Origin of the sequence: Lonsdalea quercina subsp. quercina (assembly GCF_000688655.1) — a bacterium.
Classification (GTDB): domain Bacteria; phylum Pseudomonadota; class Gammaproteobacteria; order Enterobacterales; family Enterobacteriaceae; genus Lonsdalea; species Lonsdalea quercina.
The window spans coordinates 144,302-160,371 of record NZ_JIBO01000003.1 but is presented as its reverse complement, the minus strand read 5'-3'; the positions used below and the strand labels follow the sequence as shown (position 1 = coordinate 160,371).

Below are 16,070 nucleotides of genomic sequence, written 5' to 3'. Positions count from 1 at the left end.
CGGTAGTGGTCACTTCCGCGTGGATCTGGCTGTTACCGGCCAGCACCTCGCCCGGTACAGAGACGCTCCACACGTTGCCGCTATCGGAGGCGGTCACCGTAGTCTGGTAAGCCTGATCGCCGATAGTCACGGTCACCGTATCACCCACCTGCACGTCGTTGCCGACGCGACCGGTCACGTTCTGGCTCTGACCCGCTTCCGAGATATTGACGGTGTTGTCGGCCGTCACATCGTCGATGGTGATCGAAGCTTCCGGCGCGGCGGTATCGACCGCGTAGCTGTGGTCAGCACCGGCAGTCGTGGCGTTGCCTGCACCGTCGGTAGTGGTCACTTCCGCGTGGATCTGGCTGTTACCGGCCAGCACGTCGCCCGGCACGCTGACACTCCACACATTGCCGTTATCGGAGGCCGTCACGGTGGTCTGGTAATCCTGATCGCCGATGGTCACGGTGACCGTATCGCCCACCTGCACGTCGTTGCCGACGCGGCCAGTCACATTCTGATTCTGACCGGCTTCGGCGATATTCACCGTGTTATCACCGGTGACGTTATCGATAGTGATGCTCGCTTCCGGTGCCGCCGTATCAACGGAATAACCGTGGTCGGCCGTGGCAGTCGTTGGGTTACCCGCCGCATCGGTGGTAGTGACTTCGGCATGGATCTGCGAATTACCGGCCAGCACGTCGCCCGGCACGCTCACGCTCCACACGTTGCCGTTGTCCGACGCGGTGACGGTAGTCTGGTATGCCTGATCGCCAATGGTCACGGTCACCGTATCGCCGACCTGCACGTCGTTGCCAACGCGGCCGGTGATAGCCTGCGGCTGACCGGCTTCAGCGATATTCACCGTGTTGTCACCGGTGACGTTATCGATAGTGATGGACGCTTCCGGCGCGGCGGTATCTACCGCGTAGCTGTGGTCAGCACCGGCAGTCGTGGCGTTGCCAGCACTATCGGTAGTGGTCACTTCCGCGTGGATCTGGCTGTTACCGGCCAATACCTCGCCCGGTACAGAGACGCTCCATACGTTGCCGCTATCGGAGGCGGTCACCGNAGTCTGGTATGCCTGCTCGCCGATGGTCACGGTGACCGTATCGCCGACCTGCACGTCGTTGCCGACGCGGCCAGTCACATTCTGGCTCTGACCTGCTTCGGCAATGTTCACCGTGTTGTCAGCGGTCACATCGTCGATGGTGATGGACGCTTCCGGCGCGGCGGTATCTACCGCGTAGCTGTGGTCAGCACCGGCGGTAGTGGCGTTGCCTGCNCCATCGGTAGTGGTCACTTCCGCGTGGATCTGGCTGTTACCGGCCAGCACCTCGCCCGGCACGCTGACGCTCCACACGTTGCCGCTATCGGAGGCGGTGACGGTAGTCTGGTAAGCCTGATCGCCGATGGTCACGGTCACCGTGTCGCCCACCTGCACGTCGTTGCCGACGCGGCCGGTGATGGCCTGCGGCTGTCCGGCTTCGGCGATATTGACGGTGTTGTCACCGGTGACGTTATCGATAGTGATCGACGCTTCCGGCGCGACGGTATCAACGGAGTAACCGTGGTCTGCCGTGGCAGTGGTCGGGTTACCGGCCGCATCCGTGGTGGTGACTTCAGCATGAATGTCATTGTTACCGGCCAGCACCTCGCCCGGNACGCTGACGCTCCACACGTTGCCGTTATCCGACGCGGTCACCGTAGTCTGGTAAGCCTGATCGCCGATGGTCACGGTCACCGTGTCGCCGACCTGCACGTCATTGCCGACGCGACCGGTCACATTCTGGTTCTGACCCGCTTCGGCAATGTTCACCGTGTTGTCTGCCGTCACATCGTCGATGGTAATGGACGCTTCCGGCGCGGCGGTATCGACCGCGTAGCTGTGGTCAGCACCGGCAGTCGTGGCGTTGCCTGCATCATCGGTAGTGGTCACTTCCGCGTGGATCTGGCTGTTACCGGCCAGCACCTCGCCCGGCACGCTGACACTCCACACATTGCCGTTATCGGAGGCCGTCACGGTGGTCTGGTAAGCCTGATCGCCGATGGTCACGGTCACCGTATCGCCCACCTGCACGTCGTTGCCGACGCGGCCAGTCACGTTCTGGTTCTGACCCGATTCGGCGATATTGACGGTGTTATCACCGGTGACGTTATCGATAGTGATCGATGCTTCCGGCGCCGCCGTATCGACCGCGTAGCCATGATCGGCAGATGCCGTGGTCGGGTTACCGGCTGCATCCGTGGTGGTGACTTCAGCATGAATTTCATTATTACCGGCCAGTACCTCGCCCGGTACGCTGACACTCCACACGTTGCCGCTATCAGACGCTGTCACGGTGGTCTGGTAAGCCTGATCGCCGATGGTCACGGTGACCGTATCGCCCACCTGCACGTCGTTGCCGACGCGGCCAGTCACATTCTGGCTCTGACCCGCTTCGGCGATATTGACGGTGTTATCTGCCGTCACGTCATCGATAGTGATGCTCGCTTCCGGTGCCGCCGTATCAACGGAATAACCGTGGTCGGCCGTGGCAGTCGTTGGGTTACCCGCCGCATCGGTGGTGGTGACTTCGGCATGAATTTCATTATTACCGGCCAGCACCTCGCCCGGCACGCTCACGCTCCATACGTTGCCGTTATCGGAGGCCGTCACGGTGGTCTGGTACGACTGATCGCCGATGGTCACGGTGACCGTATCGCCCACCTGCACGTCGTTGCCGACGCGACCGGTCACATTCTGGCTCTGACCCGCTTCGGCGATATTGACGGTGTTATCTGCCGTCACGTCATCGATAGTGATGCTCGCTTCCGGCGCCGCCGTATCAACGGAATAACCGTGGTCGGCCGTGGCAGTCGTTGGGTTACCCGCCGCATCGGTGGTAGTGACTTCGGCATGGATCTGCGAATTACCGGCCAGTACATCGCCCGGCACGCTGACGCTCCACACGTTGCCGCTATCGGAGGCGGTCACCGTGGTCTGGTAAGCCTGATCGCCGATGGTCACGGTGACCGTATCGCCCACCTGCACGTCATTACCGACGCGACCGGTGATGGCCTGCGGCTGTCCCGCTTCCGCGATATTGACAGTGTTGTCACCGGTCACATCGTCGATAGTGATGGAGGCTTCCGGCGCGGCGAGGTCCACCGTATAGCCGCGATCGACCGATGCCGTGGTGGCATTGCCCGCGTCATCGGTGGTGGTGACCTCCGCATGGATCTGTGAGTTATCGGCCAGCGTGCTGCCCGCAACATCCACACTCCAGACGTTGTTGCCATCGTCATCATCAACAACGGAGGTTTTGTAAGTGTTGCCACCAATGGTCACCGTCACGGTGTCGCCGATCTTAACCTCACCACCGACACGCCCTGTAATAGTTTGCGTCTCGCCGGATTCGGCCAGGTTGATGCGATCGTCAGCAGTAATCGGATCAATGGTGATGGTCGCTTCCGGCGCTAGGGTATCAACGGACACGGTACCTTCCGCGCCCTGACCGGCGTTGCCTGCGTCATCCGTATAGCTGCCGTCAGGCACAGTAACAGATACCGAACCTTCGTAATCGCTATCCGGCGTCAAAATCGCAACCCAATGCGTAGGATCATTAGGGTCCTGTGTCAGGCTCGTAATGGAGCCGTGATCAACTGCGATGTCCGTGAGGTCAAAACCATTCGGCGTTTCCGAAAATTTGAACTCGACCTTTCCATCTTCAGCGAAGGAGATGACAAGCGACGGAGCCGTAGTATCGGCAGAAGCCGCTTCAGAAGAAGTATCAGTCGACACAGCTGAACTACGAGTGCCGCCGGAAGTGTCTTCGGAAGAAACATCTGATGCAGAAGTCAGCGTTCCGGTCTCATAACCAGAAGTGGGATCCACCACGTTGCCCGTCAGGTCCAATACGACGTTTTCACGGTGACCGCCGCCATCGCCGGCTTCACCAATGTCAGTACTGGTATTGCCGCCGGCGGCGGTTGCCTCCAGTGACTGCGTCGGGTCCAGACCTTTCTCGATGGCCTCCTGAACGCTAGCGACATCCTGTGACTCTGACGCACGATGCTCTGTTGTCGTCCCCATGCTCTGGGACTCGCTCCACTGGCTATCTCGTCCCAAGTCCAGAGTCCGTCCATCCGGCAGTGAAATGGAAACGGCGCCAGCATTGCCTGTGGCCACTTGCTCGCCGCGATAGATATGGTCGCCAGCAGATACCTGACGTTGAGTACCATCCTGCGCTATGACAAATACTTGTCCAATGACGAATTTGATGGTACCGATAACGCTACTCACAATGGCATCTCCTCAATATTTCCGATGGAATCCACCGAATGAAAAAACCGATTAAATTTATATGTAAAGCCTTTCCATAACTCAGGCTTTAAAGGATGATTTCAATCTCTTGTTATTACTTTATTATTGCACCTGAAAGTATTTAGCTGACGTCAATGACTTGACTCAGCCCCTAATATAATAAAAAATTTGGAACATTCTTACCAAAATTTTTACTCGATTAGAGCAAAGAATTTGCGGTAATGCGCCAGTTTTTTCGATAAGCGACTAATGGATTGACAGCTATCTTTTTTTACCGGGGTGTTGTTTCCTTAGGTCATTATTGAAAAAGAAATAACTCATTATTAATGGCATTCAGGAAAAAGCGTTATATGAAGCGTAAAAATCCATTTGTTTCTTTACTTTTATTAATCACGGTTTCCCCTATTTCATTTGCTGATACTTTAAAGGATGCAATTGAAAACACGCTAAATACTCACCCAGAAATAAGTGCGGCAAGTAACAGCCGCTATTCAGCGGAGAGAAATGTGCGTGCCGCCCAAGGGGGCTATCTTCCGAGTATTTCTCTCAATGCCGGCATCGGTAAAGAGAACCTCGACACACCTTCCACCCGAGCGCAGAACAGCAACAACGACATTCTTACGCGTAGAGAAACATCAATCAACCTTAGTCAGAGGGTCTTTGATGGTTTCGAGACGTCGAATACCGTTGCGCAGCAAAAAGCGACCGTCAATTCCAGAGCCTACAAAATGCTGAATACCAGCGAGGCTCGCGCGCTCGATGCGGTCCAGGCCTATCTTGACGTCTTACAGCGTCATGAATTTCTGCGTCTGGCTGAAGAGAACCTAAGTACTAACCAGCGCATTTACGATCAAATCAAACTGCGTTCCGATCAGGGCGTCGGTCGTCTGGCTGACCTGGAGCAAGCAGAAGCACGTGTTGCGCAAGCGCGTAACAACGTGCTGACCGAACAAACCAACCTGACCGATGCGGAAAGCAACTATTTCAGCGTCGTTGGTAAAGAACCGGTGGGGTTGCAGATCCCGAGCAACGAGTCGTTGAACGTTCCCGCCACGTTGGTCGATGCCAAACGCGTGATGGTCGCAAATAGCCCGATTCTGAAGTCTGCTGAATCGGACATCGAAGCCACCCGGAAACAATATGAAGCGCAAAAATCAGGATTCTATCCTAAATTTAACGTTGAGCTTGCCCGTACGTTAAACGAAAATATCGACGGTACGCGTGGTAAGTACAACGAATGGCAGGCAATGCTACGCATGCGCTATAACCTGTATGAGGGCGGCAGCACCAAAGCGACCCTGGAATCGAAAGCTTTCCAGGTCAAGGAAGCGGAAGATGTGCGTAACAATACGCTCCGTCAGTTAAACGAAGAGTTGCGTCTTTCCTGGTCTGCGATGAATAATGCGCGCCAGCAGCTACCTATCGCGCAAGAATATGCAGAACGCAGCCGCCGCGTGCGCGACGCCTACCAGAAGCAGTTTAGTCTGGGCGAACGCACCCTGTTGGACGTGCTGGACAGTGAGAACGAACGCTTTACGGCACAGCGCCGAATGGTGGAAATTCGCTTCCTGTCTCTGTATAGCGAATATCGACTGAAAGCCCGCATGGGCGACCTATTGAACAGCCTGTCTATTCCTGCGCCATCCGCAGGTCAAAGCCTGAGCGCTGTCAATACGCAGGTAGATTTGCCTGACTTACAATAATGTTTTAGTCAGCCTATGCCTTTTCCGTCCGCGGGAAAGGCATTCTTAGTTAAGGAATGTTTGGTTACATGATGCCACAGCATGAACAACCACCAGGCAGCGCCGACGTCGCTGCCGCTTCCGTAAACCACGATCCACGCAATCGTCACGACGACCCTTTACTCGACAGCCTGTTGATACTCTGCAAACTTCAAGGCAAAACCGCCAGCCGAACCACGTTGACCGCCGGATTACCTCTCGCAGAGCAAAGATTGACGGTTGAACTGTTGCCGCGTGCCGCGGCGCGCGCAGGCCTGCAGGCTCGGGTGCTTAAGCGACCACTGAATGCGATCTCCGGCATGTCACTACCCGCCATGCTCCTGATGCGAGAAGGCCGTTCCGTCATCCTGCTGGGGTGGAACAATGACGGCAGCGCCCGCATCATGCCCAGTGAAACCGAGGGCGGCGAGATCGTCGTCGATCACAGTACGTTGCAGCAAAACTATCTGGGCCTAGTGATGTTCGCGCAGCCACGACATTCGTTCGATCTGCAGCAAACCTCGTTGATCCCCCGGACAAAATCCTGGTTTAAGGACACGCTGAAGCTGTCCCGCTTCCTGTATATGGATGCGATCCTCGCCAGCCTCCTGATCAATCTCATCGCGCTCGCCACCCCACTGTTCGTGATGAACGTTTACGATCGCGTCGTCCCCAATCAGGCGACGTCTACGCTGTGGGTTCTGGCCCTCGGCGTCAGCGGCGCTTTCTTGTTCGATTTGATATTACGCACGCTGCGCAGCATCTGCCTGGATATTGCGGGTAAAAAAACCGACCTTATTCTTTCCGCCACGCTGTTTGAACGCATCACAGGAATGGCGATGAAAGCGCGTCCTGCCCGCGTGGGCAGCTTCGCGCAGAATATTCATGAATTTCAGCTACTGCGGGACTTTCTCTCCTCGCTGACATTGACCACGCTGATTGACTTTCCCTTTACCCTGCTGCTGTTGCTGGTCATTGGCATCATCGGCGGCCCGCTGGTATGGATCCCTATCCTCGCCTTCCCGCTGGCCTTGCTGGTGAGCTGGGCGCTGCAAAAACCGCTCACCTCAACCATTGAAAAATCGCTGCATCTGGCGAGTGAACGTCAGGCGACGTTGATTGAAACGCTGACTGGGCTTGATGCGATTAAGGTCAATAACGCGGAAAGCGAACGACAGCATCAGTGGGAGCAGACGATCGGGAGCCTGAGCCGTTTGGAGATGCGGGCGAAAACGCTCTCTGCACTAGCGGTCAACCTGACCCAGTGGTTCCAGCAGTTGGCGGGCGTCATCATGATCGTCGTCGGCGTTTATTTGTTGATTGACGGCAAACTGAGTATGGGGGCGCTGATCGCCTGCTACATGCTGAACGGACGCGCCTTGATTCCGATGGGGCAGCTTTCGGGTCTGGTCACTCGCTATCAGCAGGCCAAACTGACGATGGTGACGACCGAGCAAATGATGGAGCTGCCTCAGGAGCGCAAGGAGGACGAACGCCCTCTGAAACGCGAAAGCATCGTCGGCGGTATTGAGTTTCGCGATGTCACCTTTGATTACCCGGAACAGAAGATTCATTCGCTGTCTAACATCAACCTGGTCATCAAGCCAGGCGAGAAAGTCGGCATCATCGGACGTACCGGGTCGGGCAAAAGCTCGCTGGAAAAATTGCTCGTCAATCTGTATCAGCCTACCAGCGGCAATCTGCTGATCGATGGGGTCGACTCGCGGCAGCTGGACGTCAGCGATCTGCGCCACAACATCGGTTACGTTCCGCAGGATATCCAGCTGTTTAGCGGCTCGCTGCGCGATAACCTGATTTGCGGCGCGCGCTATGTGGAAGACGAAGCCATGTTGCGCGCCGCCGAAATCGCAGGCGTCAGTGAGTTTGCCCGCCTTCATCCCGACGGCTACAACCTGCAGGTCGGCGAACGCGGTCAACAGCTCTCGGGCGGCCAACGCCAAGCGGTGGCCATTGCACGGTCCCTGCTACTAGAGCCGCCCATTCTGGTGATGGATGAGCCTACCAGCTCGATGGATAACAGCAACGAAGATCGCCTCAAGCAGGCACTGCAAACCACATTGATCAACAAGACGCTGCTGCTGGTGACGCACCGTGTGTCCATGCTGTCGCTGGTTGACCGCCTGATCATCATGGATAAAGGCCGCATTATTGCCGACGGTCCGAAAGCCATCGTGATGGATGCATTAAAGAAGGGGCAGATCAATGCGTCTCGTTGAAACGACTAAAAAAATACTGGCCTATTTTCAGGCCTCCCGTAAAAACAGCGACGCGCAGACCATGCCCGAAGTCAGCCAGGCCATGGTGGAAGATGCGCCCCGCATTATTCGCGTCACCCTGTGGGTGATTCTGGCGTGCATCGGTTTTTTCCTGCTGTGGGCGGCCTTCGCCGAAATTGACGAGGTAACACACGGAGAAGGAAAGGCCATTCCCTCGACTCGGCTGCAAAAAATTCAGAACCTTGAAGGGGGGATCGTCAGCCAGATTTTCGTCCATGAAGGGCAAATCGTTAAGGCGGGCGAACCGTTGTTGCGTCTGGACGACACTCGCTTTGCGTCCAACGTCGGTGAAACCGAGGCTGACCGGTTGTCTCTGCTGGCGCGCATCGCTCGCCTGAATGCGGAGATCAACGACACGCCGTTCACGCTGCCCCCCGAAGTAGAAAAGCAGGCCCCGACCATCGCCTCGGGCGAACGGGATCTCTACAATAACCGCAAGCGACAGTTCAACAATGAAATCTCCGGCCTGAAAGAACAGCTGGTGCAACGACGCCAGGAGCTGCGCGACTATGTTTCCAGACAAGAGCAGTACCGTAACAGTCTGAATTTGCTCCAGCAGGAAATCAGAATGTCCGAGCCGTTGATCAAGGAAGGCGCTATTTCGAAGGTCGAAATTCTTCGTTTGCGTCGTTCGGAAGTGGAAACTCGCGGTCAGATGGATTCTGTTTCGCTGTCAATCCCGCGCGCCGAGGCGGCATTGAAGGAGATCGATAATAAGATCGAAGAGACTCATGGCCGTTATAAAAGCGAAGCCTTGGCGCAATTAAATGAAGCACAGAACAACCTCAACAAGATCACGGCGACGGGCAAAGCGCTGGAAGACCGGGTCAACCGTACGTTGGTGGTGTCGCCCGTCCGTGGCATCGTGCAACAAATTCTTGTAAATACCATTGGCGGCGTTATCCAGCCGGGTAACGATCTGGTCGAGATCGTGCCGTTAGACGACAACCTGCTCATCGAAGCCCGTATTCGACCACAGGACATTGCCTTTTTGCACCCCGGTCAGCAGGCTGTGATCAAATTCACCGCCTACGACTACACAATTTATGGCGGGTTAAAAGGACATCTCGAGCAAATCAGTCCGGATACCGTGACGGATAAAGAAGGACACAGCTACTACGTGATCCGCCTGCGCACCGAGAAAAATCATCTGGGCAACGAAGACAAACCGCTGATCGTCATCCCCGGTATGGTCGCGACCGTCGATATCATGACGGGTAAGAAAACCATTCTGCGTTACCTGCTCAAACCTATCCTGCGAGCCAAGGCAGAAGCGCTACGGGAAAGATAATTTCCTGTTATTCACAATCGGTAATTGTCGATTGGGATATCTACGTAAGNCGGGCAACCTCGCGAGGGTTGCCCGTTTTTTTTGCATCGCTCGCAGCCCCGCTAGTTTCGAGCGCCTGCCACCTCTACTGAACACAGGGGCGCTGAAGTGAGTATGTATTCACGTCGAGAGTCGGCTGGAATCGCATGCGTGCTAAAGTCTGGCGACACAAAAACGAGCAAGCGCCGTCGCGTTGCCCGTTATTCACCCCTGCCCTTTTCTTCTTTCGTTCAATGCGCCGACGCCCCTCAGCCGGTAGCGCAGTACGACAGGAATTAGTGAGTATTGACATCGTGATAAATCATCGTCTGGCTACGTCCCAACGTTTTGGCCTGATACATGGCGGCGTCTGCGTTGATAGCCAGCGATAGCGCGTCAGCGCCGTGCTCCGGATAAAGCGCAATCCCAATACTGCAGGATATATCCAACGTTTTACCTTCAATTTCGAAAGGCTCATTCAGCGCATAGTGGATCTTGTCCGCCACATACAGCGTGTTCTCCTGCGCCTTAATGCCTTGAAGGAGGATGATAAACTCGTCGCCGCTGCGGCGATACACCGTATCGCTATCGCGAACGGCAAGGCGCATTCGAGCAGCCGCTTCCTTCAATAACAGGTCGCCCACGGCATGCCCGAAGGTGTCATTGATCTGTTTGAATTTGTCCAAATCCAGGAACATCAGAGCAATCTTGCGCCCCGTCTGTTTAGAAAGCTGAATCGCCTGTTCCATTTGCTCGGCAAAAGTCAGACCGTTGGCCAGAGACGTAAGTGAGTCGTAATGCGCCAGCTGGCGGTAGTGTTCCTCGCTACGACGCAGCATATCGATGGCGCGATAGCGTTCAATGGCGACGGAAACCAACTGAGCAGACTTCTCGATGGATTCGATTTCATCTTCAGCCGGAGAGTAGACTTTGCGATGATAAACACTAAGCACTGCTAATACTTCATCATTCTGGCCGAACACAGGTTCTGACCAACAAGAACGTAATCCGGCATATAGTGCCAGACCTTTATAAAGCGACCAGCTTGGATCAGTGGAGATATCTTCTGCGATAACGCGTTTACCGGTATATGCTGCCGTTCCGAACGATGCGGCCCCATCAGCAATCTTCACATTATGAATGGCATTTTTATAAAAGCCCGGCAGACTGGGGGCGGAACCGAGGGTTAAACATTCCTTATCCTTATCAATAAGCAGGACAGAGCAGACAATCCTTCCTGGATTTTTTTCTTCTACGCTGAAAATAATGGCATCAAGAATATCTTTAAGAGGCGCCCCGCTAGACAACAATTCCAGCGCGCGATTGTAGGAATTATCGTGATACTCTTTTGTCTTTCTCTCCGTAATATCCATTTTAATGCCGACATACTGAATAGCGTTACTCGCCTTATTATATATTTTTACTATGCTGGCTTTTTCCCAATATAACTGACCATTCTTTTTGCGGTTAATAAACTCCCCACTCCAAATTTCGCCTTTATTGAGCGCATCCCAAAGCTCCTCATAAACGCTGGCGTTGGTCATCCCCGAACTAAGAACACGGGGATTTTTTCCAATCACCTCTTCGGCTTCATAGCCGGACATGGAGACGAACTGTCTGTTGACATAGATGATTTCGCAATTTTCGTTGGCAATCAGGAGCGCGGCAGGGCTATATTCCGCAGCAAACAGAACCATGTTCAAAAAATCCAGTTTTTTATTTTCGATACTGAACTTTTCCTGGTGTTTACGGTTCCGGAATGAAGAGACACCCAAGAGAATAATCAATAGAGTTATTATAATTTCATACACAATTATACTCTCCTCAGGGCCTCAGGGTCCTGAACGAACACAGCACATTACTAAAGACGCAGGAACCCGGTAATAACATCCCCCTATTCAGTTTTTCAGCGTTGGAAGATTTCCGGAGAGCAAAAGGGGTAAATGGAAGAAATATCCGGTCAGGCTGAGAGTTCAGAAACATAGAAACGTAAGCATAAAGCCCCCCAAATATCACTGCGTGAAGATAGAAACAATCAAATAAAAAGATTCAGCTTATTTGTTATATATATCACTAACACTGTCATAAGATTTACTAATAATCTAAAGCTAATCTTTATGCCTTTAGCATGCGCTGTATTTTGACTATCAATTGCGCTGAAGCAAATCAATTATACCAATAATTAATACCCTTTTAATCATAAAAACCTATCATAAAGAAATTATCGATCGTTGTAAGCAAACATTAAGATTTTTATTGTTTATAATCAGCAAGTTAAAAATCAATCTTTGGCCAATGATGACACAGGCAACAAGCACCATTTCGTATGGCGGAAATCATCAAACCGCAGCATTATTAGCCGCAGAATTAAAAAAGTTAACTATTATTAATTAAAACTAAAGAATTAAACTTCATTAGATTAATATTTATTAATCAAATATTTTGTTTTGAGCGTTGTCATTCTCACGTCATGTTGATCCGAATAGCCCACTATTTCAGGCTATCCGAACACTGTCTTGCCAGGCGTGGAATTAAAAGGAAGGGTAACGTTAAAAAGAGATAGGAATGACTATCGGCGCCGTTAGAATTCGAGTTTTAATGACTCGAAATATTCAAATGACTGAGGACGAGAGAGGAAATAGCCTTGTGCTGCCGTCGCGCTGGATGCTTTAACCATGCCCCATTCTTTTTCCGTTTCCACGCCTTCAACGACAATGTAATTGCAGTAACGGGTCATCAATGTGATTAGTAGATGAAAAATCTGGCGTCCTTCTTCAGTTTGCTGAAGCATGACGAACAGCTCTCGAGCGACTTTGATGCAATCGTGCCGCACCATCAACAGCGATGAAAAGTTGGCTACGCCGCAGCCGAAATCATCCAGCCATAGCCGGCTGGCTTCAGGCAACGCGTTTAGCAGCTCTTTAGACAGACCTTCATGACACTCCACCAGCTCAAAACGCAACCAGGGCATACTGGCAATCAGCTTTTTGGCCTGCAGATTTTTCTGCAATGCCATCAGCACCGGTCCATCAATATTGACGGAGGCCAGCAGGTTGTCCCGAACAAAACGATCATTCAGTCGACGCAACAACTGCATCTGCTCGATGACGATTTTCAGGCGCATGCCAACATCAATGCGAGCAAAGTAGACTTCGGGGGAAAGCGCTTGATGAGGGATGGTCGGATGTGAAATGGCCGTTAATAACTCAATGCCCAGCAATCGTCCGGATGTTCGATAAATCGGCTGAAAAGTGTACTTTCGGCGGCAACTGAGCAAAAAATCAACGTCATCTTTTGTCTCCGGCCCACAATCGGGTGGAATAGGCCCAAACTGATTAAGCTGACTGATTTGCTGCACTCTATATTCCGCCGTTAGACATACGCTGAATGACTAAAATAATCCCACAGCTCCTGAAAACAGCCCTGACCGCGATGAAAGTGAATTCGGGGCAGTTAACGTAATGTGGGCTACATTACGTTGTAAACGTGACGGACACATTGCTGTGTTGCGAATTTGACCGGTTTATCAATGGGCTGTGGGAATCGTAATTTTTAGCACTTTATGATAAAGACTAATTCACATACCGCCTAGGGCCTCAATCCAAAGAGTAAGCGATGATTTTACGCTGTACTCCACCGGATGCTCTACACAGTAAAATGCCGCCCCACGAATAAGGCTGGTTATTGATTATTTCCTATACAACCAGTCAGTTAGCATCGTTCGCTCTCTCCTGGTGCGCGGTATAATACAGCACATAATTGAACGGTATATAATAATGATAAAAACAATTACCCCACTTATGGTAAGCGCGCTAATGGCGATAATCTCAGCAGCGACCCATGCTTAACTGCAAATTGTTGATCAACTCAATCGCAACGTTCCCCTTCCCGACGACGTCAAGCGCGTCGTCGTTTTACAACATCAAACACTCAACCGACTGGTCAAACTCAACGCGAGCGAAAAAATTATTGGTGTTCTACGCAATTGGGAACGACAGCGGGGCCATCACTATGCGCACCTTGTCCCGCCGTTAGTCGGCAAACCTAAAGTGGTCAACCTGGAAAGTCTTGCCGAGCACCATCCTCCGGTCGTTTTCGTCATAAACTATGGGCCGCAGGAGATGATCGATCAGATGACCCAGCTCGGTATCGCCGTCGCAGCTGTTTCTCTACGTCATGACGCATTTGGTCAGGAAAGATAGCTGAATCCCAATCTATTAGCCTTGATAGATAGCACCAAAGGGGCTAGCATTAGAATCAATAACATAATAAATAATTTGCAACCCTCCCTTATCACACAAGAGGTTTTGCAGGTGCAATGATGCGACTAATTAAAGAGTATTCACCACCAACAACTGATGATCTGCTCCGTCTCAAGAAGCAGTTAAGCCATACAGGTAATCAAATGGCCGATTTAGCCGGAGTAGCAAGCAACAGTCAGTGGAGAAAATACACTGGTGGAGAGTCCCCACGTACACTTAGCCTACACATTTTATTTTACATAGCAGCTCAGTTATCATTATCCGATCAACAAATAAATATAGTTGTTAATAAAATGCGAGAAATGGGTGCGGAGATAAATAGTGCGAACTGAGAAGATAATATTTGCCGACCAACTAAGATCTCTCGCTTTTTTGAGTGTAGTTATTGTTCATTGGATTGGTGTATATTCAATACATAAAGACACAGTGTCTCGTTTGACATTTTCTCCAGTATCTGAGAGTGACTTTGGATATATTTATAGAGCCATAACATTACCACTGCCTGAATTTAATTACGGGCCATTTGGTGTCTCTATATTTTTTCTTATTAGCGGTTTCGTTGTCTCATTTTCGTTAAAAAATCGCGATTCTAAAAAATTTTTGACCGCGAGATTAATGAGGATCTACCCCACATACATTATATGTCTTATCGTAATGTTGGCAGTCCTTTATTCAACTTCATATTTTTATTGGAATGTAATACCCTCTCTAGGTTTTGGTAATATCCTTTCAAATGCGTTTTTGATTAACAATCTTATTGGGGTACCGTCTATAGATGCAGTAAACTGGACACTAGCAATAGAAGTTAAATTCTATATAATTTGCGCAATCTTTAGACACTTCATAATAACAAGAGGCCTTACCTCTGCTTTTCTATTTTCAGTGCTATCTTCTTTGCTTTCATTTTTGGCGCGTGAGGTCAGGTTTCCTTCGTGGCTCGTTGAATTATCACATGAATTTTCTTTTATATCATACATGTTTATAGGGTTATGTTTCTATCTCGCTTTATCTGGAAAAGCTAGCAAGTTCAGCGCAGCAGCTACAGCATTAATATGTTTTACATCATTCTCATATTTTATATATGCAAACCATCCGATTAAGTTATTTTTTGTTTTGTTTTGCAATTACTCTTATTCTATATTGTTATTCTTAGCATGCTACATCATCAAAAACAAGTTCAAGAAGATAGGAGTAATTTCATACTTATCGAAAATAAGTTATCCATTTTATGCATTACATTCCGTAATTGGATACGCTATCCTTAGAATATTAGAAGATATAGGTATTAATTTCTACATATCTCTTGCGTTAACTTTTACTTTTGTTCTTATGACATCATCGATAGTATGTTTAACAATTGAAAGGCGCACTATGACAATGCGACAGGGTTAATCAGTTAAGTCACTATTCAACCATGAAACGCCCCTATTTTATCAATAGATAAAAATCGGTTAGAGTTTTTTATTTCAACTCATCATAAAAAGCATCTTTATAAAACTTTCTGACGTAGCGATTTTCATAATTTATCTGGCTGGAGGTCAACCACTATTTTTAGATATATTCGTCGGTAAAAATGTGGGTATGGTGTCGTTGTCGATGACCATGGTCCACATCTGATCCAGTCATAATCGGAATTCACCGGTTTCAGGTTCGCTGCATATTCTGGCAACCCACAAATTGTTCGGCAAGTTCAGAAGGGATACCCCGCCAGCGTTCAATAACTCTCATCGTTGGGCTTTTCGGGGTTCTGTGCTAAAGTGCGCGCCGCCGCCGATGCCTCTTTTAATAAAGCGCGCAGCCTCCCCTGTCTACCGACTGATGCGGAGACCGCGTCGAAAGTGGTGGCTAAGGCGAAGATGACTTCATCGGGTGCGATGGTTGCGGACAGGCCGCTGAATAGCGGCAAGAAATGGGAAAGACCTCTAAATGGCGCTGTTAATTACCAAACGATGCATCAACTGCGATATGTGCGAGCCAGAGTGCCCGAATCAGGCTATATCAATGGGGATTGAGACGTACGAAATCGATTCCGAGCGCTGCACAGAGTGCGTCGGTCACTACGAGACCCCAACCTGCCAGAAAGTGTGCCCGATCGATAACACCATCATCATCGATCCGGCGCACGTGGAAAGTCAGGAGCGGCTGTGGGAAAAATACGTTCAGCTACACCACGCCGACCAGCTCTAAAACTGA

At 51.0% G+C, this 16,070-nt stretch carries 9 protein-coding genes; 6 read left to right on the top strand and 3 right to left on the bottom strand.

The window, feature by feature from the left end; genetic code table 11:
* Nucleotides 1–4,267: beta strand repeat-containing protein (locus tag RZ35_RS02920; RefSeq protein ID WP_026741952.1), on the bottom strand; the 4,267-nt coding region annotated here is incomplete at its 3' end.
* A 371-nt stretch (nucleotides 4,268–4,638) separates the two neighbouring features.
* Between RZ35_RS02920 and RZ35_RS02915 the strand changes: the two genes are divergently transcribed.
* The 3 genes from RZ35_RS02915 to RZ35_RS02905 all read left to right on the top strand — a co-directional run bounded on the left by RZ35_RS02915 (nucleotide 4,639) and on the right by RZ35_RS02905 (nucleotide 9,597).
* A complete protein-coding gene (locus RZ35_RS02915; protein WP_026741951.1) occupies nucleotides 4,639–5,991 on the top strand; it encodes a TolC family outer membrane protein in 1,353 nt (450 codons plus the stop codon).
* 68 nt (nucleotides 5,992–6,059) lie between these two features.
* The gene (locus RZ35_RS02910; protein ID WP_026741950.1) at nucleotides 6,060–8,246 is read left to right on the top strand and encodes a type I secretion system permease/ATPase; all 2,187 of its coding nucleotides are present in this window, start codon (nucleotides 6,060–6,062) and stop codon (nucleotides 8,244–8,246) included.
* A 61-nt stretch (nucleotides 8,247–8,307) separates the two neighbouring features.
* Nucleotides 8,308–9,597: an HlyD family type I secretion periplasmic adaptor subunit gene (locus tag RZ35_RS02905; protein WP_394296473.1), complete on the top strand. Its 1,290-nt coding sequence runs from the start codon at nucleotides 8,308–8,310 to the stop codon at nucleotides 9,595–9,597.
* A gap of 314 nt (nucleotides 9,598–9,911) precedes the next feature.
* Here the strand turns inward: RZ35_RS02905 and RZ35_RS02900 are convergent, their stop codons facing one another.
* Both RZ35_RS02900 and pdeH read right to left on the bottom strand, forming a co-directional pair.
* Nucleotides 9,912–11,426 (bottom strand): sensor domain-containing protein, encoded by a 1,515-nt coding sequence (locus RZ35_RS02900; RefSeq protein WP_026741948.1) that lies wholly within the window; start codon nucleotides 11,424–11,426, stop codon nucleotides 9,912–9,914.
* Nucleotides 11,427–12,196: 770 nt separating this feature from the next.
* Nucleotides 12,197–12,973, bottom strand: a complete 777-nt coding sequence (gene pdeH, locus RZ35_RS02895) for a cyclic-guanylate-specific phosphodiesterase (RefSeq protein WP_026741947.1) — start codon at nucleotides 12,971–12,973, stop codon at nucleotides 12,197–12,199.
* Nucleotides 12,974–13,936: 963 nt separating this feature from the next.
* Here pdeH and RZ35_RS17080 point away from each other — a divergent pair.
* The 3 genes from RZ35_RS17080 (at nucleotide 13,937) to RZ35_RS02890 (ending at nucleotide 16,064) form a co-directional block, all read left to right on the top strand.
* On the top strand, nucleotides 13,937–14,209 hold the full coding sequence (locus tag RZ35_RS17080; protein ID WP_071999742.1) for a transcriptional regulator: 273 nt from the start codon (nucleotides 13,937–13,939) through the stop codon (nucleotides 14,207–14,209).
* Nucleotides 14,199–15,269 (top strand): acyltransferase family protein, encoded by a 1,071-nt coding sequence (locus RZ35_RS18565; RefSeq protein ID WP_071999741.1) that lies wholly within the window; start codon nucleotides 14,199–14,201, stop codon nucleotides 15,267–15,269. Before RZ35_RS17080 ends, RZ35_RS18565 begins: the two co-directional genes overlap by 11 nt.
* Nucleotides 15,270–15,803: 534 nt before the next feature.
* A complete protein-coding gene (locus tag RZ35_RS02890) occupies nucleotides 15,804–16,064 on the top strand; it encodes a YfhL family 4Fe-4S dicluster ferredoxin (RefSeq protein ID WP_026741946.1) in 261 nt (86 codons plus the stop codon).
* Nucleotides 16,065–16,070: the final 6 nt, after the last annotated feature.